Annotated in this window: 20 protein-coding genes; 12 read left to right on the top strand and 8 right to left on the bottom strand. The window is 58.5% G+C overall.

Annotated elements, in window-relative coordinates; translation table 11 throughout:
- Window positions 1-27: 27 nt before the first annotated feature.
- Window positions 28-720, bottom strand: a complete 693-nt coding sequence (locus RXV86_RS13240; RefSeq protein WP_316300601.1) for a hypothetical protein — start codon at window positions 718-720, stop codon at window positions 28-30.
- Between the two features lie 182 nt (window positions 721-902).
- Between RXV86_RS13240 and RXV86_RS13235 the strand changes: the two genes are divergently transcribed.
- From RXV86_RS13235 to RXV86_RS13225, 3 genes are read left to right on the top strand one after another with little or no spacing between them, the layout of a single operon-like run.
- Window positions 903-1,289: a transposase gene (locus tag RXV86_RS13235; RefSeq protein WP_037954242.1), complete on the top strand. Its 387-nt coding sequence runs from the start codon at window positions 903-905 to the stop codon at window positions 1,287-1,289.
- Entirely contained in the window at window positions 1,286-1,639 is a 354-nt protein-coding gene (gene tnpB, locus RXV86_RS13230) for an IS66 family insertion sequence element accessory protein TnpB (protein ID WP_067625283.1), read from the top strand. The genes RXV86_RS13235 and tnpB overlap by 4 nt, the downstream gene beginning before the upstream one ends.
- A gap of 55 nt (window positions 1,640-1,694) precedes the next feature.
- Window positions 1,695-3,206, top strand: coding sequence for an IS66 family transposase (locus tag RXV86_RS13225; RefSeq protein WP_316300594.1), 1,512 nt, complete (start codon window positions 1,695-1,697; stop codon window positions 3,204-3,206).
- Here the strand turns inward: RXV86_RS13225 and RXV86_RS13220 are convergent.
- Together RXV86_RS13220 and RXV86_RS13215 are read right to left on the bottom strand one after the other, a co-directional pair.
- Window positions 3,166-4,284, bottom strand: coding sequence for a UvrD-helicase domain-containing protein (locus tag RXV86_RS13220; RefSeq protein WP_316300592.1), 1,119 nt, complete (start codon window positions 4,282-4,284; stop codon window positions 3,166-3,168). The genes RXV86_RS13225 and RXV86_RS13220 overlap by 41 nt on opposite strands.
- Complete coding sequence (locus tag RXV86_RS13215) at window positions 4,281-6,512, bottom strand: AAA family ATPase (RefSeq protein ID WP_316300589.1); 2,232 nt, start codon at window positions 6,510-6,512, stop codon at window positions 4,281-4,283. Before RXV86_RS13215 ends, RXV86_RS13220 begins: the two co-directional genes overlap by 4 nt.
- A gap of 779 nt (window positions 6,513-7,291) precedes the next feature.
- Between RXV86_RS13215 and RXV86_RS13210 the strand changes: the two genes are divergently transcribed.
- The 6 genes from RXV86_RS13210 (at window position 7,292) to RXV86_RS13185 (ending at window position 15,501) form a co-directional block, all read left to right on the top strand.
- Window positions 7,292-8,221 (top strand): DUF2493 domain-containing protein, encoded by a 930-nt coding sequence (locus RXV86_RS13210; RefSeq protein ID WP_316300587.1) that lies wholly within the window; start codon window positions 7,292-7,294, stop codon window positions 8,219-8,221.
- A gap of 102 nt (window positions 8,222-8,323) precedes the next feature.
- Window positions 8,324-9,529 (top strand): SH3 domain-containing protein, encoded by a 1,206-nt coding sequence (locus RXV86_RS13205; RefSeq protein ID WP_316300585.1) that lies wholly within the window; start codon window positions 8,324-8,326, stop codon window positions 9,527-9,529.
- A 361-nt stretch (window positions 9,530-9,890) separates the two neighbouring features.
- On the top strand, window positions 9,891-10,097 hold the full coding sequence (locus RXV86_RS13200) for a hypothetical protein (protein WP_133358581.1): 207 nt from the start codon (window positions 9,891-9,893) through the stop codon (window positions 10,095-10,097).
- 478 nt (window positions 10,098-10,575) lie between these two features.
- A complete protein-coding gene (locus tag RXV86_RS13195; RefSeq protein WP_316300581.1) occupies window positions 10,576-11,169 on the top strand; it encodes a helix-turn-helix domain-containing protein in 594 nt (197 codons plus the stop codon).
- On the top strand, window positions 11,156-13,489 hold the full coding sequence (locus RXV86_RS13190) for a relaxase/mobilization nuclease domain-containing protein (RefSeq protein WP_316300579.1): 2,334 nt from the start codon (window positions 11,156-11,158) through the stop codon (window positions 13,487-13,489). Before RXV86_RS13195 ends, RXV86_RS13190 begins: the two co-directional genes overlap by 14 nt.
- Window positions 13,490-13,497: 8 nt before the next feature.
- Window positions 13,498-15,501, top strand: coding sequence for a type IV secretory system conjugative DNA transfer family protein (locus RXV86_RS13185; RefSeq protein ID WP_316300577.1), 2,004 nt, complete (start codon window positions 13,498-13,500; stop codon window positions 15,499-15,501).
- A gap of 113 nt (window positions 15,502-15,614) precedes the next feature.
- Here RXV86_RS13185 and RXV86_RS13180 read toward each other — a convergent pair whose 3' ends face one another.
- On the bottom strand, window positions 15,615-16,346 hold the full coding sequence (locus RXV86_RS13180; protein WP_316300574.1) for a hypothetical protein: 732 nt from the start codon (window positions 16,344-16,346) through the stop codon (window positions 15,615-15,617).
- Window positions 16,347-16,446: 100 nt separating this feature from the next.
- Between RXV86_RS13180 and RXV86_RS13175 the strand changes: the two genes are divergently transcribed.
- Genes RXV86_RS13175 through RXV86_RS13165 form a run of 3 tightly spaced genes read left to right on the top strand, consistent with a single transcriptional unit; the run spans window position 16,447 to window position 19,967 of the window.
- On the top strand, window positions 16,447-17,691 hold the full coding sequence (locus RXV86_RS13175; protein WP_316300572.1) for a CBASS cGAMP synthase: 1,245 nt from the start codon (window positions 16,447-16,449) through the stop codon (window positions 17,689-17,691).
- Window positions 17,692-17,727: 36 nt separating this feature from the next.
- Window positions 17,728-19,491, top strand: a complete 1,764-nt coding sequence (locus RXV86_RS13170; RefSeq protein ID WP_316300570.1) for a ThiF family adenylyltransferase — start codon at window positions 17,728-17,730, stop codon at window positions 19,489-19,491.
- Window positions 19,488-19,967 carry a Mov34/MPN/PAD-1 family protein gene (locus RXV86_RS13165; protein WP_316300567.1) on the top strand — a complete coding sequence of 160 codons (480 nt, stop codon included), beginning with the start codon at window positions 19,488-19,490 and terminating at the stop codon, window positions 19,965-19,967. The genes RXV86_RS13170 and RXV86_RS13165 overlap by 4 nt, the downstream gene beginning before the upstream one ends.
- A 76-nt stretch (window positions 19,968-20,043) precedes the next feature.
- On the opposite strand, the gene RXV86_RS13160 is transcribed toward RXV86_RS13165, so the two are convergent.
- The 4 genes from RXV86_RS13160 to RXV86_RS13145 all read right to left on the bottom strand — a co-directional run bounded on the left by RXV86_RS13160 (window position 20,044) and on the right by RXV86_RS13145 (window position 22,720).
- Window positions 20,044-21,120, bottom strand: a complete 1,077-nt coding sequence (locus RXV86_RS13160) for a type IV secretion system protein (RefSeq protein WP_088652243.1) — start codon at window positions 21,118-21,120, stop codon at window positions 20,044-20,046.
- Between the two features lie 12 nt (window positions 21,121-21,132).
- Entirely contained in the window at window positions 21,133-21,402 is a 270-nt protein-coding gene (locus tag RXV86_RS13155; protein ID WP_316300564.1) for a hypothetical protein, read from the bottom strand.
- Window positions 21,403-21,542: 140 nt separating this feature from the next.
- Window positions 21,543-21,737, bottom strand: coding sequence for a DUF4177 domain-containing protein (locus tag RXV86_RS13150; RefSeq protein ID WP_012187154.1), 195 nt, complete (start codon window positions 21,735-21,737; stop codon window positions 21,543-21,545).
- A complete protein-coding gene (locus tag RXV86_RS13145) occupies window positions 21,734-22,720 on the bottom strand; it encodes an ATPase, T2SS/T4P/T4SS family (RefSeq protein WP_316300558.1) in 987 nt (328 codons plus the stop codon). The genes RXV86_RS13150 and RXV86_RS13145 overlap by 4 nt, the downstream gene beginning before the upstream one ends.
- Window positions 22,721-22,723 lie beyond the last annotated feature (3 nt).

Genomic DNA, 22,723 nt, shown 5'->3' with positions numbered 1-22,723 from the left:
GAATCTGCATAAGGATCTGTCCGGTACCTACAAAATTGAAACCTGGCTGTCCTGGAACAAACCGCGCTCAACCAGTTCTTTTTTGGCCGCTTCCGCGGCTTTCGAAAACATCAAAATCCTAAGGTTCACTTCCGCCCGTGAAAAACAGACATAAGCTAGCTTTTGAGTAAGTTCTTGCTGCCGGTCGGTCGGATTGCCCGCGACACCAGGGGTCAGAACTTTCGAAAAGCTGTAGGTATTCCAGGCTGCCTCGATATCGTCGATCATGACCAGCACGTTTTCATACTCTTCGCCTTTCGAGCCGTGCTGCGTACTGAAAGGAGAATTTTCATCCAGAAATTCGATGTACTTTTCGAGTTCGTCAGCCTTCAGCTTGAAGAATTCATCAGCCAGCCAATCTCCTTTTTCCCTTTGGTGATCCTCATTGCCGGAGTCATAAGCTTGGCGGGGAGCGCGAGCCAACTGACCTGCAAGGCGGTCCGAAATTGGATAAAGCGCGTTCGCGCTACAGTATTCCAGAATTTCTTTGACCGTATTGCCTTCCCATTTTTCTACCAAAGCAGCGGCGTGTTTTGAGGCTTCCTCGAGCATCTGTTTGAGGGTTTTGCTCTTGTTCGCTCCAGTGTCGTCAAAAGCAGGGCTTATTCTTCGGAGTGTTTCAATCAGCTTCTTAGGATAGTTGTTGCGGGATGCATCGACCAAAGAAAAAATGCCGTCCACAAAGGGCTTGAGAAGATAGTGCGTGCCGTCTTCATAGTCGGATTGGGATCTGGACGACGAATAGTCACCTGTAAAGAGCTTGTGCAGTGTAACGAATCGTATGCGGTGCGCCGCTCCCACACTTACAGCTTAGCGCTTGATCTGCGATTCAGAGGCTTCTTTGTTTTGTGGGGAGTTTCTCGATGGGAGCTACAAGCGAGTTTCTGGCAATGGTGCCTCGTCGTGCGGACGGGAAGCGGAATTGGCCGTCTGAGTTGAAAGCTCGGATTGTTGCTGAGACGTTGATTGAAGGCGAGACGGTCAAGGCGGTGGCGAAGCGATACGAACTGATCCCCAGCACCGTGTCGGATTGGCGGCGGTTGGCGCGCCAGGGCAAGCTGGTTCTGCCAAACCTGGATGGCATGGATTTTGTGCCGGTCGAGATTGAAGCGCCTGCGCCCGAGGCCCAGCCTCTGGCGGCGACATCCTCCGGCACGATTGATGTGATCAAAGGCGATGTCACCGTTCGTCTTGATGCGGCGGCGACTGCGACACGGATCGCTGAGATCGCCCGGGCTTTGGTCACGTGATCACGCCGTCCCACAAGGTGCGGATTTTTGTCGCCAGTGATCCGGTGGACTTCCGCAAGGGCCACGATGGGTTGGCTGCTCTGGTTCAGAGCCAACTGCGTCAGAAGCCTTTTGATGGGTCGGTCTATGTGTTTCGGTCTAAGCGGGCGGATCGGCTGAAGTTGCTTTATTGGGACGGCAGCGGGCTTGTGATGGCGTACAAGCGGCTGGAGGATAACAGCTTTACATGGCCTGCGATCAAGAACGGGGTGATGCGGCTGGAACCGGCCCAGTTTGAGGCGCTGTTTGCGGGTTTGGACTGGCGGCGCGTGCGGCCTCTGGAGGTGGCAGCCCCAGCTGCGGCGGAGTGACTCACTGGCACGTTTGCACGGGTCATTCGGCCCTTGTTTTGCTATGGTATCGGTCATGACTGCACCTGATGAATTGCCTGATGACATTGCCGAATTGAAGGCGATCATCCGTGCGCAGCAGGATCAGAATGCGCGGCTGGAAGCCTTGGTCGCTTCCTTCAAAAAGGCGCTCTTCGGGGCCAAGTCCGAGAAGATCAATCCGGCCCAATATGAGCTGGAACTCGAAGATATCGAGACGGCCATCGCGCAGGTGGAAGCCGAGATCGACGCCGACGCGCGCACCGCGCCTGTGCGGCCCCCAAAGCCTCGCCAAACTAATCGCGGATCACTGCCCAAACATCTGGAACGGGTGGAGGTTGTCATTGAGCCAGAGTTGTCATGCGCGTGTGGAACTGAACGTCATGTCATTGGCGAAGATGTCAGCGAACGCTTGGACATCATTCCGGCGCAGTTCCGGGTGATTGTCACCCGGCGGCCCAAATACGCCTGCCGGTCCTGTGAGGGTGGGGTCACCCAAGTGCCCGCACCGGCCCACATTATCGCAGGTGGCATGCCGACCGAGGCCACGCTGGCGCATGTGCTCGTCTCCAAATACGCGGATCACCTGCCTCTTTACCGGCAAGCACAGATTTACAGCCGTCAGGGGATAGATCTGGATCGCTCGACCTTGGCGGCGTGGGTTGGCAAATCGGCGTTCGAATTGACCCCGGTTTATAATGCGCTCATGGACGACCTGAAACGCTCCACCAAGCTCTTCATGGATGAAACGCCCGCGCCGGTTCTGGCACCCGGGCGCAAACGCACAAAAACAGGATACTTTTGGGCGCTTGCCCGCGATGACAAGCCATGGAGTGGTGATGATCCTCCCGGTGTGGCCTTCACATATGCCCCGGGACGATCCGGCCAGCACGCAGATAATATTTTGAACGGCTTTAGCGGCACCCTGCAGGTGGACGGCTACGCAGGCTATAACCGCTTGCTGAAACGTCCGACGCAGGATGTGACGCTGGCCTATTGCTGGGCCCATGCCCGCCGCAAACTGCATGATGTTACCCAATCCGGAGCGGCACCAATCGCGCAGGAAGGTCTGAACCAAATCCAGGCACTCTACCGCATCGAAAAAGACCTGCGCGGCCTGTCTGCCGACCAACGCCGCGCTGCACGACAGAAACGCTCAAGACCCATCATCGATGCCTTCGAGCTTTGGCTCGCACAAAGCCGCGCCCGCGTCTCAAGCAAATCTCCGACTGGAGAAGCCCTGAAATACATCGCCAAATACTGGGACGGGCTGTGCCTGTTCCTCACCGATGGCCGCATCGAACTCGACAACAATCCAGTCGAGCGCACCATCCGTCCCATAGCCCTCAACCGCAAAAATGCGCTCTTCGCCGGACACGATGCCGGGGCGCAAAACTGGGCCGTCATCGCCTCCCTGATCGAGACCTGCAAACTCAATGGGATCGAGCCCCACGGCTATCTGTCAGGTGTCCTGACAGCTATCGCCCAAGGACACAAACAAACCGACATCAACGAACTGCTGCCTTGGAAATACGCCAAACCCGTGTGACCAGCGCACCGCTTACAACGAATCCGAGCCTCCGGGCGATCATCTGGCGTGCCAGAAAAAGGTTCTTTACAGGAGTGATATCGGTCCATCCCCATTGTTCAACGGCTTCCTCGAACTTCGCCGTTACCTCATCGAGTTGTTCAGAGGTATAGGTTTTCCGTGGACCGGCAGGGTCGGGAGCCTGCGCGATCGTAATCAAGACGCTGCCCTTAACGTCGGAGTTCTTCCCACCCGGAACCTGCTTCAGATCGGTTCTGAAGTTGTTGAGAAGATCGATCACCGAGGTTGAGCTTCGAAAATTCTCTTCCTTCGGAATCTTTTCGGAGCCTTTCGGACCGGCAAAACCTCCGGCACGCTTATCGTAAATCTGCTGCATCGGATCGCCGAAATATCCGACGATTGGTAACCCTTCGTCCGCGCACACAGCATTGAGCGCCTCGACGACCTGCGGGAAGGTGTCTTGAGCTTCGTCGACAAAGATGTAGGGGTATTTGAACCCGAGGCCTTTGCGCAAGAGTGGTTTGTTCGTGATTAGATAGGCCGCGACGTCAATAACATCATCATGGTTCAGGACACATTTGGAATAGTCGCTGATAACGGTTTCTTCGTAGCATATCGGCGGTTTATGCGCGTTTAGCGCAGCAAGTTGGGCAGTCAGGCGCTCAAGGTCTTTCCTTGCTTTTTGAGCGGCCTGAGACGTCCCCCCGTTGTCTTTCTCGCGGGCCTTTTCCATATGTTGCGGGACGATCGCATCACGAAGGGTCTCCCGAATAGCATCCTGGAAGCGCGCGATTTCCGCCCAAAGGAACCCGTGCAGAGTGGAAACGTAAAAGAGGTCATCGAAACCTAGACGCGACGAAATCACTCCAACGGCACGGTTTGTGTATGTGATACACACCACGCGCTGGCCGTTTTTCCGAAGCTCGTTTCCACGGGACCTCTGGATTCCTTTCAGAGCTTCAACGAGCGATGTGGTTTTGCCTGAACCAGCGCCTGCGATGACCGAAAATGAAACGTCCTTGGCGATGCACTCAGCAATTTTCTTATCGGCCTCAGTTGGCTTGAGTTTTGCCGTCATTCGCCGGCTCCCAGGTTTTGGGAGAGACGTGTCTCCAGCCATTTTAGGCCTTCGTCGATGTAGTGGGGAACATTCCAGTCCTGGTTCTTTCCCGCATTCGCTTCTTCGTCCCCGCCTGCCGGTATTTCGAAGGCAAGGACATCCATAGCAAATTCTGTTTTTTTGAAAGTATCGCTTTTAATGCGTCGCCAGACGGCCTCTTGCAATTCGGCTCGACCATCCGGCAAGTCAATGCCGATACTGAGTCCATCGGCATGGAAGTGGTCGAGGTTTTCGAAGACAAAGGCTTCTTCAAGGGTTCGCCCGTGGAAGGTTTGAGCATTGTCCTGACGGTTAACTTCTACTGGCTTTTGATAGGCGACAAAACGCATCCCTTCAGCTTGCAGACAATCGTCGAAGGTGTTGCGGGAGAGTTCGGCGACTCTCGTCTCTCCAAAGAAATACCCCAGAGTCGCATTCGACGAAACGGCTCCCAGATGGGTAGCGACGCAACTCGCCCGGTTTCTCGCGGAATCAACGGAGTCGATATCGGTGATGACCAAATAGGGAATTTCGAGGAATTCCAACAATCCGGCGAAGCGCATCCCATAAGCGCCACCTACCTCCAGAATGGTCAGATACTTTTTGTTCAGATTCTGCGCCGATATGTCAATCATGCGCGGCAAAAGCAGTTTTTCCGCAGACCCCTCAACGAGTATGGCAGCATCGGAGAAGAACAAGTCGCAATGCGTAAGTCTCAGATATTTTTTGAGAAAGGAAAGTGATTCCTCTGGTGCAATCATATCGCCGCCCAATTCAAGTGGCTCAGGTTGAAATTGGCGAAGGCTGTGCACGGTCGTTCCCTGATAGGTCACTCCCTCCTGTTCACCGTTGATATGGCACCGACGGAAGTAGCGGATTTTTGAGAAATCCACGGTATCCAGGATGTGCGACGAGTGGGTCGTGATTGTGAGCTGGGGCTTGCTTTCGCCTTCTGGTGCGTCAGCGGTGAGCACGTCCCACATCTGGCGAATGAATGTTTGTTGGACCTGAGCGTGCAAATGCACTTCCGGTTCTTCGATAAAGATCATCTGGCACAGCGGACGGTTGTCTTCGGTCGCGAGCCATTGCCGATAAAAATGATCGACCTGAATGGCCATGAACACCAGGTTCTTGAAACCCAGTCCGTTATAGGCCTCGGGTAGCTCATGGCTGGTGCTGGCATCGACGTAGAAGAGTTCGGTGTTACCGCGTAACGCAACCTCCGAACTGAGTGTCGAAACGACCTTCATCGCGCGGTCGTTGTCGGAGGGAAGGCCAAGACCTCCGATCATTGTCATCAGGGGTCTGAAGCGTTCGTCGTAGTGCCTAGTCAGATTTTCATTATTCTGTTCAATGATCGCTATAGCTTCTTCGGCCAGTTCCGCCTGCTCCAGGTTTCTCCGGTAATACGTCGCAAAGGCGTCTGACAGTCTGTTGCTCCTCGCGGCATTCTCGTCGTCAATATTTCGCTGGGCATCAACGAAATCGACGCGCAGCAGAGAATGGACAATCTTCTTGCCTTCTTGCGCGGAGAGTGTCGTTGCCACGAATTCCTCTTCCAGCTTTTCCAGCGAGGACACCTTGATGCCAAAATACTTTTTCAAGTTGCCTTCCATTCCAAGGAAGAAGCTCAGAGGGCGCTTGCGGGTACCGTCTTCCTTTGTCGGGAAAGCTGCATCGTAATGCTTCCAGAGTTCTGCTGCGTCATCCGCAGCGAACGAGCAGCGCATCCCGATTTCCGAGAAATCAGCGGAAAGGCTCGTTGCCAGGGCAAAGACCCGACCGAACGCAATTGAGTTCGGATCGATGTGAAACCAGAGATCAAGTTCTATTTGGGGTAGGCTGGATTCGTTCCCTGGAGCGTATGCGTCGATAGAGGCAATTGCGAGAATGGAGAAGTCATGAATCTTGAATTCCCGGTTCCCGAGAAAACTTCGAATGGCAGCCGTCGCAGAAGTCTTGCCGCTGTTGTTCGGGCCAACAAAAACAGTTTCCTTGCTTTCGAAATCAACGGACACATCATTCAGGCGCCGAAAATTTCGAATGGATATACTACCTAGACGCATCCAGTCCCCCTGTAAGTTGCGAAGATGATAGCAATCATTGGTTGTGTTCGGGAAGGTAAATTCGTCGCCGGTTGACACAAAACTGATGCTCGCAACGGCGCGAATGTCACCAAGCTGACAAAAGCAAGACAACTGCGTCACCCATCCAAACCCACCTTATGAGGCAGGGCTTGTCTACCGTGAAAGGGGCAGTCCAATGCGTCGCTCCCTAGGTGTAGAATTTCGGGAGGACCGAACCATGGCAAAGAGGGATGTCTCCTTATTTGCATTCATTGCCATGAAGCCGCCAGTCCGTTCCCGGCCCATCACGTGGAGTGCTTCGAAAAGTAATCCGTGTAGTCTGCAGCGTAGTCGCCTGCACATCAACCTTGGCTTATGCCTTGCGGCCTCCCCAGCTCGGCTTCGCGTGTCGCAGGGGAGAACGGCCCTTCGGTCCGTCGCGCATTCGGCCATGCGGCCTCACCGCGGCGTCGCACCCGGCATCCCGGTTTGCCCGCCTCGCGAGCACGTCCCTCCCCGGCCGCTCCGCCGGATTGCGCTCTGGTCTGTTTTGGCCTGAGGCCAAAACGATCCCGCCGCTCCATCCGTCTCCCGCGTCCGGTCGGGCCGTTTGCCTGCTCGGGTCGGGCAAACCTACCGTCAAAACACACACACATGAGCGTGGAAGCATATCCTCCGGATGGCCCCCAAATCAGCCCGCGTCAAGGATCGCAAAACTTTTCGGCGAGGGCGGAGCCCGTGGCGCGGGGCGGTCCCGTGCGCGAGCGCGCGCATGTGTCGGGTGCCGCGCGCGGAAAACTTTTGCGCCCGGCAAGCCGGCGGCTGCGCCGTCCCTGACCCGGGCAGATTCGGAAACCAGGCATTCGGCCATGCCCCCACACTCACGTGGTGGCCTTGGAACCGAACACTGGAGACCAGACATGGCTTACAACACTGCAAACACCTACGAGACCATTGAACTTTTCGGGCTGACCGAGAAGGACGCGCAGCTGCCGATCCCCGAGGATCACGTCCTGACCGACCACATCATCCGCGAGAGCTTCGAGGCTTTGCTCGGTCAGCTGCGTGGGACCGGGCTTGAAGCCGAAATCGAACCGCTGGCCCATGGGCTCGCGACGATCCTGCAGCGCCGCAAGGTGGCACTCGGCAAGGAGGTCGACCGCACCGCGGACAAGATCGGCGCGCTGGCAAAATCCCACGACGGATCGGAGATCGCCGAGACCGCGCTCGAAGAGGCGCAGGCGCGCTTTGTGCAGCTGCGCGAGATCGTCAGCGCCATCGAGGTGATGAGCGAGGCGGCGGCGGAATGCTACGAGAGCGAAACGGGCCACGCCTTCATCCCGGCAGCCGGGTCGCGCGCAAGCGTCCGGGCGCAAGAGACCGGGGCGGTCTTCGAGGCGCGGCAGCTCCTCGAGCAGCACGACCGCGAGACTGCCGAGAAATCCAAAGTCGAGGGGGTGCCCCTGATCGTCTCAGGCGCCACCGACTGGACCGATGTTGATGTGATCTTCAACACGCTCGACAAGGTTCGCGAACGGATCAAGCAGAACCGCAACCAGGAGATCTTCCTCTGCCACAAGGGTGGCAAGCACGGGGCGGAGATGATTGCGGCCCGGTGGGCCCGGGCACGCGGGGTAGCGCAGGCGCGCTTCGATCCGCGCTGGTCCGCGCACGGGCGGGCGGCACCGTTCAAGTGCAACGACGAGATGCTGGACGACAAGTTCGCGGCGACGGGGGTTGTACTCTTCGGCGGCAACGGGGTCGCGCTGAACCTCGGGCAGAAGGCAGAAGCGAAAGGCCTGACGGTCATGCGGGTTGCGGACCCGGCGAAGAAGACCGCGGAGACGTGAACATAGAGGGTCGCCTTCGGGCGGCCCTTTCGTCGTTTCTCAAATGTTTGCGAACCTCAGGGGTGTCGCAGCGAACTCCAGCAACGGGTAGCAAAAGTCTTGATGACTGCAATACGGCCAATCTGTTTTTGGGAATGGCTGGATGGTATCTCGATGCAATCACAGCTTAATGTGGCCGTGCGGCAGAAGACATTTGTTGCGCAGCTCAACACCCGAACAGGTTTTTCCTCGATGCCTTTTTCTCCGGAACGCACCAAAGAGATCCAATCACGCATTGATGCGCGTTTGCGGTCCGGGCAGGCAAACGATTGGGAAGTGTCTTTTCTCACAAACATGGCTGAACGGTTTGAGCGTCACGGGACGGAGACGCGCCTGAGCAAAGCTCAGTACGCCAGCCTGCACAAAGTCCTGAAACTGGAAGGGGAAAAACCGGCCCAGACAAGGGCAGCTGCCGACGACGGCACTTCGAAACCAGCACCAAAGCGCAGCTCCAGAGTCGTTCAGGCGAGACCTCGTCCGATCTCCGTGAGCCGCGCAATCACCGCACCTCGGCGTGCCGTGCGAAAGGCTCAACGCCAAATCATGGTGCCGCTGGTTATTGCTGTCGGGTTCTTCGCATTGGTTGGATCATTGTTTGAGACGTCGAGTTCACGATCCACGCCCTACAGTCCGTCAGCAATTCCCACATCGCAAACGACAAACACCACTTACGTCTATGTGACAGGGACACGTGTCAACCAACGTTCTGAGCCGTCTACCGCGAACGCTGTGATGGGCGTCTTGAGCGAAGGGACTCGCGTCGAAATGCTTCGCGATGAAGGGCAATGGACCCAAATTCGGTCTAACTTGGGAGTGGGCTGGATGTCTTCCAGTTTCCTATCGCCGGCCGCGCCACCTGCAGAGCGACCCGCCTCGCACGACCGGTCGCTTCGAGCCAGCGATGTGCGGATCATTGATGGTGATACGATTGATATTCGAGGCATGACAGCGAACGTGCGTCTCGTCGGGTTTAACGCGCCTGAGACATGGAGACCATCCTGCACTGCAGAGCGCCAGGTCGGGGAACAGGCAACAGCGCGTCTTGGTCAATTGGTGCAGGGTGCGGCGTCAATTGAATTTGAGCGCGTGACCTGTTCCTGCCGGCCCGGGACTGAAGGCACGGATCGATGCAATTTCGGGCGGCTTTGTGGCTCGTTGTTCGTTGACGGTCGGGACGTGGGCAGTACGCTCATTGCTGAAGGTTTGGCCGTGCCATACCGATGTGGCCGCACCAGCTGTCCCCCACCCCCTCAACCCTGGTGCCGATAGCAGGGGCACTCACCCAACACAGACGACGAATCTTCGCGCGCGGCTGAAGAACGCTGACCCGCTGTGTGGTGCGCGTGACGGATCATTATCCAGATGCATTGGATCAGAACGAACCAAGCCACCTCAGATCGGTATCGTCGGGTGCGATCGCGACTTCAAAGTGGTGGCACAAATTCGGGTCTCTCCTTTTTGCTCATGGATGTGGATCGCACGGGGTCGGCCCGTTCGTGCCCTCAGCTCACGCTTCGGCAAGCACAAATACGGCTTCCACGGCTGGCCGCGGACCCTCCGCATTTGCGCTTGCGACCGGGCCTCCTGCCCCCGTGCTGGGTGATCCCCATCGCAACAAGGAGTAACCCAAATGACCAACCACTACGTCGCCACCGTCCCCGTCAAGTTCACCGACACCGATGGCCAGGAGCGCACCCGTTTTCAGCGCGTGGGTGCGATGTTCCGCAACACCCGGGGCGGGGACGGCTCGGAGTTCTTCAGCCTCAAGCTCGACTTCCCGGTCGCGGTCTCGGAGCTGGTGATGTTCCCGCCGAGCGCGAAGGATCCCCAGGACTAAATCCTCTGACGAGGATGGGCCGCCCCAGGACGATCTTGGGGCGGCCCTGTCCCTGTTCCAGGGATGCCGGTTGCTGCGCGTTCAACGGACGCACTACCCCCGGAATGATCAGGCCGCGACAGACCGGCCAGTCAGCCTCAAGGGGGCCATCCACAAAAACCTATCGGCCAGAGCCTCCCGGTTTTTGCGGCAGAGATTTGGCAAGCCAAATCTGGCCCTCCTTGACCCTGCCTGTCCGCCCTGTCGGTGGGGTTTGCGCCCGCCCGCGGTTCCGTCCGAACACATGCGTGTTTGGCCAGACCCTCGGGCGGGGCTGGTGTCCGCTTCCCCCGCGTCCCTGCGGGCCGCGGGGGAAGCGGACACCAAGGCTGCCTGAGACTGAATGCGACGTAAGTATATAATTGACAGCTTGGTATATTATCGTAAGGTAGGGTCAGCCTTGGTGGAAGGTGGCAGGAAATAGGGGGTCTTTCTTCGCATGTCTCGCTCAAAACGCCTCATCGATGCGGAACGCATGGAGATCGTTCGCGAAGCTGCGGAAGGCGTTTCCACTTCAGTGCTGGCGGAACGGTTTGGCGTGTCGGTGCGGGCGATTCAGTACACGCTCAAAGCCGATGCCGAGCGCCAGACGGATGCCGCGATCCCGGTCTCAGCAGTCAGTGTGAAGGTCACGGCTGCGGAGCTTGCGGCGCTCGACGAGGTGCTGGCCGAGGCCGGGATCGAGAGCCGTGCCGAGGGGCTCAGGCGGCTTATTCAGGCGGCAGGCGGGGTGTTCGTTCCAGACGCGCAGATGGCGGCAGAGATGGCGCGCTACCGCGCCTCTCTGCACGAGGTCGGGAATGGGGTCGCGCAGATCGCCAAGCAGATGACGCAGGCCAACCGGCAGGGGCAGGGGGCCGTAGGGGGCACGAGTGCCGAGTTCACCGAATTGCGCCTTGCGCAGATGCGCGGGCTGGCGCGGTTCATTCTGGATTCTGCTGACGAGATCGATCTGCTCCTGCGCCGCCGTCGCGATGGGATGCAGCTGCAGGCCACGGCCGCGCTGAGGGAGTTTGCCCATGCGGCTGAATGATGCCGTCCATGCCGTCACGGGCGAGGTCTTCCGGGATGGCTGGAGCCGCGTCCGGGGCTCGATGCAGGGGCTGCACGTGGCCAAGCAGACCCAGCTTACGCGCGCGGCAGCAGGGCATCGGCCAGCGGTCTTCAAGGCGATCCGGGGCGGGGGGACGCATACCAAATCGCAGCTTGCAAACCAGCTCGACTACCTCACCACCAAGTCTACCCATATCGTGGACAGTAGCGGGTTCCTGGATGGCAAGTCCAAGCTCGAGGCGGGTGACATCAAGGACCTGACCGAGCGCTTCGCGAAGCGCTGGGATGCGGGCTTCAAGCCCAAGCTGGGCCAGACGACCCATATGCTCATGTCCTACCCCATCGGCACGCGGGGCGAAGATGTCCGCGATATTTCCGAAAGCGTGGCCGAGCGGTTCTTCCAGACCGACGCGGGACATTTCGATTACATCATCGCGGTGCATGAGGACCGCGATCACCCGCATGCGCATCTGGTGCTGAACCGCCGCTCGCAGGAGGGCGAGTTCTTCTTCTTGGGGCGCAACCATCGCTTCAACTACGACGACTTCCGCCTCGCCATGGTCGAGGAGGCGGAGAAGTACGGCGTGCGGCTGGAAGCCACGCGCCGGGTGGATCGCGGGGTTGTACATTACCCCGCCCGGACCAGCGAGGTCTATGCGGCGAAAGAAGAGGGGCGCGCGCCCCGCGAGCGGGAACGCGTGGGGGCCGACCTGACCCGGACGCTGGCGGAGATCGCCAACACCAGAACTGTCTACCACTCGCTTGCCGCCGAAGCCTCGAGGGAGGCCCGCGAGGATATTGCCGCGGCGCTGTTCCGCGCGGGCGAGGTGCTGGCGCATGGCGGGCAAGTGGACCGAACAGGAGATGTGTATATGGCCGAGGATCAAAGTTTTGAGGATCTGAGAAGCCTCTATGCGGAAAAGCTCGCGCGGGTGCAGGGCATGATCGCCGAGAAGTCTGACGCGGAACGTCCCGTGCTGGAAAAACGCCTCATCGAGATCCAGACGCAGGTCCAGCACATGCAGCCTCTCGGTTTGCGATCATCCACGCTGTCAGAGACCCCCTCGGAGGGCGGGATCTATTCCGAGGCCAATATTGACGCCAGCCAGCGCGAGCGACTGGCCGAGCCCGACCTGAGATCGCGCATTGACGCGGCACTCCGGGGCACGGGGATCAGCACATCGGAAGTGGTGGCCCGGATCGAAACCGGGGCCCCGAGCGCTGCACTGGAGCATCAATGGATCGCCGATGATCTCTCGAAGGTGGCCGAGGCGCGCGATCTGAACCTCGAACGCCGCGCCGATCTGGAACAGGCGCGCGACATTCTCAATGATGTGCATGTGGAACTGGGCACGCTTCTGGAGCGGGAAAACGTGCTGCGCCGGGATGGGGTCATGGAAGCGGAAGCGGTCAGCGAGCGGTTCCATTATCATGAGGGCGCGGTCCGGGCGATGGAAGGGACAATCCGTCAGGAGATGCGCGCAGACGGCCTGACCGCGCAGCAGATCGAGGACCGGGATTGGGAGGTTATCTCGCGGGCGGAGCGTCGGATCGAGACGGAGCAGCGCGCGTATCTCGAGGCACACCCGGAGCTGCTTCCACGCCCTGGCGATGTGATCGACCGGTCTGAGCCCTACAGGGAGACCGTCACCGATGCTGCCCGCGCCAGCGAGATCACCAGCGAGGTCGACCGCATCATGGAGGGACGCGACTTCCGCACGTCCATTGCGGATGCTGTCACGGATGAATTCAGGGAGCGCTATCCGGACATGCCGGCCCACCTCGCCCGCGGGCTCGGCGCGACCTATGCGGCCGTCGCCCGGATACGCGACACGGAGGTCATCAATCAGGTCCGCCGCGAAACCGAGATGCGCGATGGGCTTGGGTCTGGAACGCGCGACGCACTCCTCGCAGCCCGCGGTGAAACTGCTTCGCAGTCTGACCGTGCCGACCGCCTTGCAGACGAGATTGCGCGTGTCCTGGACCATGAGCGGGCGGGGGAGTTGTCCGCGCCCTTCGAGACCGAGGCGGAGCGGGACGCCTTCCGCGACGAGATCGCGCGGGTACTGGACGTTCGCCAACGCGACCGGCTCACATCTGGCGATGCCGATGCGCTGGAGAAGGTTCTCGAGGACCGCCTCGACCGGCTCTATGTCGCCAAGGTCTATCTGCAATCCGATGCCGCGACGGCCAACACGGAGGCCTTGCGCCAGGTGGTCGATGATCTTGCCGATACCGAATACGAAAAACACCGCACCGCTGACGTGGATGGCGAGACCGAGCGGGGTCAGGTCCATTGAGCGCCGCCATGGGAAAAGCGCGGATCGCCACAGGGGTCTTTCTGGTAACGCTGGTGACCGGGGCTATGGGCTATACGATCGCCTCGGCGGTGCTGACCTACCAGGATCTCGGGTTCGGGGCCGAGATCGACTTTGCCTATATCGCGCAGAACTACATGGCGATCCTCGATCGCCGCCCGGAGGACGCGCAACTTATTCACCTGATCATCGGCAGCTTCGCCGCCGCCGGCCTGATGCTGAGCCTCGCCCTCTCGGGGTCCGCCCTGACACGGTTTGGCCAGACCCATTGGCAGACCGCGCGCGAGATGAAGGCCAATGGCTTCTTCGGGGCGCCGGGCACCGGGTTCATCCTCGGCAAGCTGGGGCCGCCGGGCTCCCGCGCCAACTACATCTGCTCCAAGGTCTTCCCCCATGCGCTGATCGTGGCCCCCACGGGCCGCGGCAAGACCACGGGCTTTGTCATTCCGAACCTGCTGACCTGGCAAGGCTCCGCCGTGACGCTCGATGTGAAGGGCGAGTGTTTTGAGGCCACGGCCCGGCACCGCGCAGCCCAAGGCGACAAGGTCTATCGCTTTGCCCCCACCGATTGGGAGGGCAAGCGCACCCATCGCTACAACCCGCTCTTGCGCATCTATCAACTGAAAGATCCCGCGCGCCAGCAGATGGAATTGCAGCTCCTGGCGACGCTCTTCTTGCAAAGCGACAACGACCGGGTGCAGGGGCTGCTAAAAGGCGGGATCGATCTCTTCGTGGCGGCAGGCCTGCTGGCGTTCCAGCGCAAGCGTCCGACCTTGGGCGAGATCTACCGCATCGCGGCCTCGGGCGGGAACAAGCAGAAGGAGTATTTCGCGCGGGGCCATGAGGTCGACAACCGGGCGGCCAAGCTGATTTTCACGCGGCTGGCCTCGACCAACAACGATACGCTGACCTCTTACGTCTCGCTCCTGATGACCTCGGGGCTCGATCAATGGCAGAACCCGGCCATCGATGAGGCGACGGCAGTCTCGGATTTTGATTTCCGGACGATCCGCAAGAAGCCCTTCTCGGTCTATCTCGTCGTCCAGCCTCTGATGGTGAAACCGCTCGCGCCGCTGATCCGGCTGTTCTTCTCTGATCTTCTCTCCGCCATGCAGGAAAAGGATCCCGGGCCAGACGAGCCCTGGCCGGTGATGATCATGCTCGACGAGTTCAACCGATTGGGCAAGATGCCCATCGTGGTCGAGAGCATCGAGACCCTGCGGACCTATCGCGGCCATTTGGCCGTGGTCACCCAAACCATCCCCGCCCTCGATGAAATCTACGGCGAGAACACCCGCCGCGCCCTGCAGGGCAACGCGGGCGTGAAGCTCTATCTGACGCCCTCCGATGAAAAGACCGTCGAAGAGCTCAGCAAGGCTGTCGGCAAGACCACCAAGACCGTCATCACGCGCTCGCAGTCCATTGGCAAAAACCCCTTTGAAGGGCGCAGCCAATCCACACGGACCGAAGAAAGTTCCTTGCTGCCCGAAGATGAGGCGCGCCGCCTGCCGCTCGATGAAATCGTCATGGTCATCGACGCGCAAATGCCGGTCCGGGCAAAGCGGATCCAGTATTTTGATGATCGGCTGTTCCGCGCGATCCACGCGGCACAGACGGGCGAGCTACCGTTTCCGGAGCCGGGGGGAGGGGGGCCGCAGGGCAATCTGCCGTTGAGTGTGCGCGCCATGCCGATGACGCCTCCGCCGAGTGGACCAGGTGGGTCTGACGCCGTTGTGGAGACCACACGCCAAGAAGCGGGCAGTCAACCGTCAGGGCAAACCGACGTCGCCCCAAAGAAGACCGCGCCCGTCGTTCAAGCTGTGATCGGTGAGGAACTGCGTCAGATGGAGATGGATTTTGGAAACCAGGTCGTGGATGCTGAAGCTGCGAGCGTCGTTGATGAGGCGCAGATGCGCTCCGCCGTTGATGGCTTGGACGAAATGGAAGCGATGCTGCGAGTGGGGGATGGCGGTGAAAAGCTGGTTGCTCGATAGGGTAGCGAGGATGGTATGTGGGTCGTGCAGGGCGGTCTCGGTAATTCGTTGCATTAGCATCCGCTAATTCATCTACGACAAAAGCGGACCTTTCCAGCTGTCATGATATCGAACTATCTGTCAGCTCGTTTCAATGAAATTTGGCCAGCAGCATTCAGTCCTAGGTTCCAAGACCGGTTTTGCCAATACTGTCCCTTCAGTTCGGTCGCACCCTCGTTCACATTGAGCACGGCAGACCCATAAAACTTGGGTTGGTCGGTAACTGCAAGGGGCCGAGTATTGTCTTGCTTGTTGGTCTGTTCGAAAAGCCATGCAACCGATTTATTCCCGTTCCCAGACTTGAAGAATTCCACGGAAATTGTTTCAGAACTCAGCAGTGGCGTTTCTTCGTTCGGCAGGAAGACCACGTCGGTCCGAAACCACGTCTGTTTGATTTTCACATCAAAGCTCGTTTCTAGGAGACCGGGCCGTTCGTCTTTAAGAGGATCAAATGTGATCTCGTTACTTGAGGCGGCGGTTTTCAGGCGTTCCATAATCGGCCAATTGGATTGGATCGTCACCACCCACTCGCCGTTTAGATCAGGAAAGTAACGATTTGCGAGCCATGTCCCTGCCAGAGGTAGCTTCCAAAGTAAGCGCCAGCCTGGCGCGACGACGAATAGCGCAATGCTTCCCCAGATGATCCCTGCGACAACTCTAGAAGTCAGAAGGTTGGCAACTGGCGATCCCAAAAACGGCACGTTGGCGGCAAGCCATGTCTCAATCCAGCCAACCGCGAGAGGTGAGGCCAAAGCTAGGTAGACCGCTAAAGTGATCCAGAACGAAAGGGAAACAAACTTTGCCACGATGCTCAACCTCTGGTATTGAAGACTCGACCCAATGCCCCCAAGTATATGGGTAAGCCGCGTGACCACCACAAGATAAGACCAGAAAAGGGACAGTTTTATGCCTGTTAACGCACACAAAGCCTTCGTGTCCCGGCCCTCGGGTTACAAGTTTGCATTGAACCTTTCAGAGAAGCAGGAACAGACACTGCGAAGCGCTCGGGATGACATTCGCAGTGAAATCTCCTCCCAGTTTGGGTCATTTGCGAAGTCGTTGGGTGACCAAGTTCTGTTCGAAGACCACGCGCCTATACTCGCGCGGAGCTTCCAAACACCGAAATTCAGGATGCAGGGCAGCTTCTCGTACCACACATGCAACCAACCCGCGCATGTGCCGCCTCAGGAGATTGACTTAGACGATGGGCTATTCATGCCCGTCTCCTATTTTCAAAAGGGTGGAGACAGGTCCCCTGTGATCCAAAGCGCAGCCTACTTTTTCATTATCGAGCGCATCCTAGCGCCACTGTGTGACACGAAGGGCTGGCAACTCATAACGGACAAGCCTTCGTGCATCCGAGTCAAGATTGACGACACCATGCACACCGACCTCGCACTGTATTCGGTGCCAGACGCGGACTTCCAGCGTATCTTGAAAGACGCCCAAAACCGTGGCGTCGACTTCGCGACAGAACTCATGATGGAGGACACAGCCTATCGGATGCTGTCGCATGACGAGATTATGCTGGCACACCGAGATGAGGGTTGGAAGAAGTCCGATCCACGCAAGCTCGAAGACTGGTTTATCGATGCCGTGAAAGAGTACGGAGAACAAGTACGAACTGTTAGTCGCTTTCTAAAGGGCTGGAAAGATTTTCAATGGCCCGAGGGAAGGCTAGCATCGATTGCCCTCATGGCCGCAGTCGTGTCGGTCTTTGAGAAGGCTTCGGCGGCAATTGCGGGCGACCGGGATGATCTGGCTTTGTTGCGCGTCGCAGAAGATTTGCCCGACTTCCTCGCCAATGATATTCCAAACCCGGTCGTAGAGGGCGAGCGCTTGGATCAGGGCTGGTCCGCAGAGGAACGCAGCGATTTCGTTACGAAAGCTAGATTGCTTGCTGAGCGTCTGGCAGACGCGCTGACGCAAACGTCAGACCGGGCAATGGCATATGAGGCCCTACAAGAGCAATTTGGCGGGCGTATTCCAGACGACCTTACTCTCTACGTGCCGGACGCTGGCCTTGAGACAAAGGCAAGCGAGATGGCTGCACCTGCGGCCCTTACTATGGGGATGCTGGACCAAATCGACGCGGAGCACAACAATGACCTCGCAGCTGTGAACAAGCAGGGCGGGGGCCGCTACGGGTAATCGGCATTGACTGGGTCGTCTGAACCTACCGTCCTCATGCCGGCTGGGTTATCCTCGTGGGTGCATGCTCAATTTCCGAATGTGCGAGACCTTACACCGAGTGAGTTGTCTCGATATGAGGCCAAAGACCCAATCCGCGGTTGGCTTGTCCCGTTTGAGCATCAAGATGACTGCTTTGATCTGCAAGTGGTAATCTTTCGGGATTTCCCGTGGACAAAGCCGCGCGTGTACTGCCCTGAAAAATATCAATTCATACAGTTCCCGCACATTGAGAAAGATGGTGCATTTTGCCTCTACCCACCGGGGGCAGAGCACAATCCTCTGAACCCTAAAGGGTTGATTTGGGATGCCATCAAAGAAGCTGCACGATTAATTATCGCTTCATACGACGAAGCGTTTCTTAGTGATTTTGTCGATGAGTTCGACTCTTACTGGAGTAAAACAGAGGGGGGCAAAAACATCGTCAGCCTACTGTCACCCGACGGTGCCTCTCGTAGGGTATCCCTGTGGAGCAGCATAGGTGACTATTATCTGGCGGATGACGACACGGCCTTGGGAAGTTGGCTTCGCAACCGCTTTCCGGGGAACAAGAAGGACTACAATTTCACCACCGCAACACACATTGTCCTCAATAGGCCCATCCTGCCTTCGGAATACCCGAGGTCGGGTGCGGCGATTCTGCGCTTTTTGCGGGAGCTGGCACCCGAATCCATAGAACTGCTGGCAGATGTGGCCGTAAACGCTGATGACAAGTTCACCGTTTCCTTCGAGGGGCGCACGGTTGATGGGCCGGTGTTTTTCGCCGTCGAAGTTATGCCTCCCATCAAACAAGGTATGAAAGCCGGGCGACGCCCAGACATGGTGCAGAAGGGCTTTCGGCCTGGAAAGGTGCCGAACCAACTCAGAATGCAGCGGCTGTTCGGGGGGAACAAGGTTGAGCGCCACGAGACCATGCGCGCGGACCCATCGTGGATACATGGACGTGACACCCATAAAGTCGCGCCTTTGTTCCACAAGCGTGTTCTCATTGTCGGCGCGGGGTCATTGGGAAGCGAGGTTGCTCTGCTTCTGGCCAAAACGGGTGTTGGCTCGATCACAATGGTTGACCCGGAACTTCTGGACTATCCCAATGTCGGGCGTCATGTGCTCGGGGTCACGCAAGTCAGGACATTTAAAGCCAAGTCACTTGCAGAAAAATTGGCTAGTGACTTCCCGCATATGCGGTCGATCAAGTATTTTGCCGAGGGCTGGCAATCGCTCTACGGCAAACGTCCTGAGGTCTTCCACAACACCGATTTGATCGTGTCCACGGTTGGTAGTTGGGTGGCTGAGGGTAGGCTCAACCAAGTGGCTAGGACTGAAGCGGATTTCCCACCTGTGATCTATGGGTGGGCAGAGCCATTTTCAGTTGCAGGACACGCCGTATTGGTCAGCTCCGAGGGCCCATGTTTTGCCTGCGGAATGGACCATTTCGGGAAAACGCTACAAACAGTTTGTGAGTGGGACACCGAGACGACCCGTAAACAGCCCCATTGTGGGGCCAGTTTTCAACCATATGGGCCGGTATCGTTGTCAGGCGTAGCGGCATTGGTGGCGAAGAGCACAACGAAAGCACTGCTTGGTGAGGTGCACCCTGGGACCGAGGCCGTTTACTGGGCTTCGAAGGAGGAAATTGCCGAGCAAGGAGGGCGTTTCACCCCGGATTTCCTAAATTGCTTTCCTGACGTTCCTGAGTTCGGCGGAACAAGGCAATTTGAGTGGAGGCAAAAGGGAGATTGTGCTTTTTGCGGAGAGGCATGAGTATTCGTTACCCCATTGGAGAAAGTGGGCAATTTCTGACCCTAGAACAGAATGTTCTCGATTACTTTGTTGGGTGGCGACAGTTGGACCCGAAAATGCCTGAAGCTGGTGGGCAGCTATTTGGTGCGGTCGAAGGTCAATGCATCAAAGTCAAGCTGGCAACCGGTCCGAGGCGTTCCGACCGACGAGGACGCTTCTTTTTTATCGCGGACCGTCTTTCGGAACGTCGGGAGATCAGCGCGTTGCACAAATCTGGGCTGCACTATTTCGGAGATTGGCACACTCACCCGCAATCGATTCCTACCCCTTCTGGAACTGACCTTTCATCGATGGCTGACCTGTTCGCTCGCTCAAAGCATGATTTGAATGCATTTTTAATGGTGATTGTTGGCACAGCCGGGCCTCCAAAGGGCTTGCATGTCTCACTTCACGAGGCCAGCGCATGGTCGAGACTTGAGGCTGAAATTGGCGTCTAACGACCAGTGTCCGCTATTAAGAAGCCGCAACGCGGCGTGGCTGGGCACAGTAAATGTCCGGAATGGGCCGTCACCGTCACCGCCGCCCAAGCCGTCCGAGTCTCGCCAGCTGCGCCAGCATTTTTGACCCCGAGTCTGCGGACACTGGTCCACTTACCTGACCTGTCTGCCCCATGCCTTGCCTCACGGGAATCTGCTGCACGCCAAAGAACTGCCGCGCCCTGAGGGCTGCGTATTCGGCGCCGCTTGCCCCACCGATCAGGTAGCGATTGTAAGCCTGCTGGCTGCCCATGGCGGCGCGGGCGAAGCTGTAGCCGCCGCCGAGTCCGCCGGAGAGGGCTGGCATCATGATGTTGCCGGATATCGCGCGGACGATGAAGGGCGTGGCGATAATGAAGCCCTTGGCCATGAGCACCATCATGAAGAAGGGAATGAGCGCGCCGATGTTTGAAGCGCCTTCCGGGTCGCCAAGTTCACCGATGAGCGCAGAGGAGACGCCTGTGATGGTCGCGAACACGCCGGCCACGACGATGGGGTATAGTGCGAAGGAGATCAGCGCCGACAGCCAGCGCGCGAAATAATCCTTGGTCACCTCGAAGAGGGTCAGGAATATCATCACCGGGGCGATCCCGATCAGAAGCGCGATCATCAGTCGGGAGGCCACGAGGATGAAGGCGGCCAGTCCGCCGAGGATTGAAAGCAGAAGAACACCGACGATGTCGAGCATGGCGCCAGCCATCCAGTTCAGCTCGGACCCGGCAGCGTTCAGATAGTCGCCCAGCTCCGCGATCAGCCGGTCGAATTCCTCCGCGAAGGTGCCTGAAGGGCCCGGGCTGCCGCCGCCGACGGAAGCTACAAGCGCGCCCGCGATACTGTCGATCCCATAGAGAATGGCAGACGAGAAGGCGTTGAACTGCATCCAATTGGTCGCGAATATCCCGATGAGCCCGATCTTGACCGCGAGCCAGAAGGCTGTGTGCCCATCCATGGCCCGATATTGATAGATCATGTTGATGCCGACGAGGATCACCACCAGCGTTGTCCCCAAAACCAGGAGCGTGCCGACCGTTGCCGCAACCGCACCAAACTGGGTCTCAGCGGCGGTGTCGAGATAGGCTTGGGAGGTTTCAACGAAGTAGGTGACGACACTCATCGCGGGGCTGCCTTACCAATTCCCTGCGGCGTCGCAGATGGCCTTGGCGGCAGTTCGGGCGGCGTTGGCGCGGCGGTTGTAGGCGTCCGAGGCTTGCAGCATCTCCCATCGTTCGTCGCTCGCGTACCTCTGCCGAAACACCGCCTCGGCCGCGTCCCAGGACGGGAACTGGATTTCGCAATCGCAGCTGCTGGTCTCGACAATCCGCTCGAGGTTCTGGGCGCGGTAGATGTCCTGGACCAGCACGCGCTGATAGGCTTGGCGCAGGGGGATCTCCTGCATCCACACGGGTTCAACGGGCCGCTTCGGACAGACGTCGAAACTGCGATCGAGGGTCGGCACGAGATTGCGCTCAGCGAAGCCGGGTGCCGACGTCAGTCCCAGGACCAGCGCAGTCAGTACGAGGGTACAGCCCGCCTGCCTCATGCCGTGGCTCCAGCGGGTGTGGTTTCGCGCTTCAGGAAAACGGTGTGCCCGATATTGGCGAACTCCGAAGTGCTGATCGACACCACCTCCCACCCGTCTGCGCCTTTCTCGTTCAGGCTGGCCTGCATGTCGGAGAGGCTGGTCTTGCGGGTCATGGGAAAGGACAGGATATTGTATTCAAACGTCTTCATTGGGAAATTCCAATCTCAGTTGCGCCGGGGAGGTAGAATTCGGTGATGCCGCGTTTGCCGTCATGCCGACCGGCCTGGATGATCACGTCGATGGAATTCTCGATGTACTGGATCATGTCAGTATAGGTCATCGGGATCTCGGTCTTGAGTGCTGCGATCGCGAGGCGCTGCACCGCCAATTGCGGGGTTTCGGCATGTAGCGTGGTCATCGAGCCGCCATGGCCGGTGTTGATGGCTTCCAGAAAGGTCATGGCCTCTTTGCCGCGCACCTCGCCCAGGATGATCCGGTCGGGGCGCATGCGCAGCGTGGCGGTGAGAAGCACATCTGCGGTCTGGAATTCTGCGTCGCGATTGGCGATGAGGGTCACGGCATTGGGCTGGGTCGGCAGAAGCTCGGCGGCTTCTTCGATGGTGACGATGCGTTCCTCGGCCGGTACGTGAGAGAGGATCTTGCGCGCGGCCACGGTCTTGCCGGTGGAGGTGCCGCCCGAGACGATCATGTTGAGTTTGTTCTCGACGCAGAAGGCGAGCGCATCATCGATCAAACCCGCGGCCACCACGGCGCGCAAGGCGCGCTTCTTTTCCACGCGCAGGTCTTCGAGCTTGCGCTCTTTGCCATAGAGAAAATCGAGCGCAATGCCCTCGAGTGGCAGGCTTGAGAAGAACCGCAGGCTGATCGACATGGCCGAGAGCACGGCGGGCGGGGTGATGACCTGTGCGCGGATCGGGCGCCCCTTGTAGGTGATCGAGACCGAGACGATGGGGCGGTCCTTGCTCATCGTTGTATTGGCCGAAGAGGCGATCTGGTTGCCGAGGTCCCTGACCTGAACGCCCGTCAGCCTCTGGTCCAGCGCGCGCATGAAGTGATCGCCCTGGAATTCGCCCCAGCAGGTCCCGTCTGGATTGATGCAAATCTCGATGACATCGTCGCGGGCGGCGGCGTCGATCCGGTCGAGCGAGGTTTCAAGATAGCTCAGCGACATGGG

The organism is Aliisedimentitalea sp. MJ-SS2 (assembly GCF_032586155.1).
GTDB lineage: Bacteria > Pseudomonadota > Alphaproteobacteria > Rhodobacterales > Rhodobacteraceae > JAWHTC01.
Note: the sequence above shows the minus strand (reverse complement) of the source record. Positions and strands in the feature narration are given on the sequence as shown.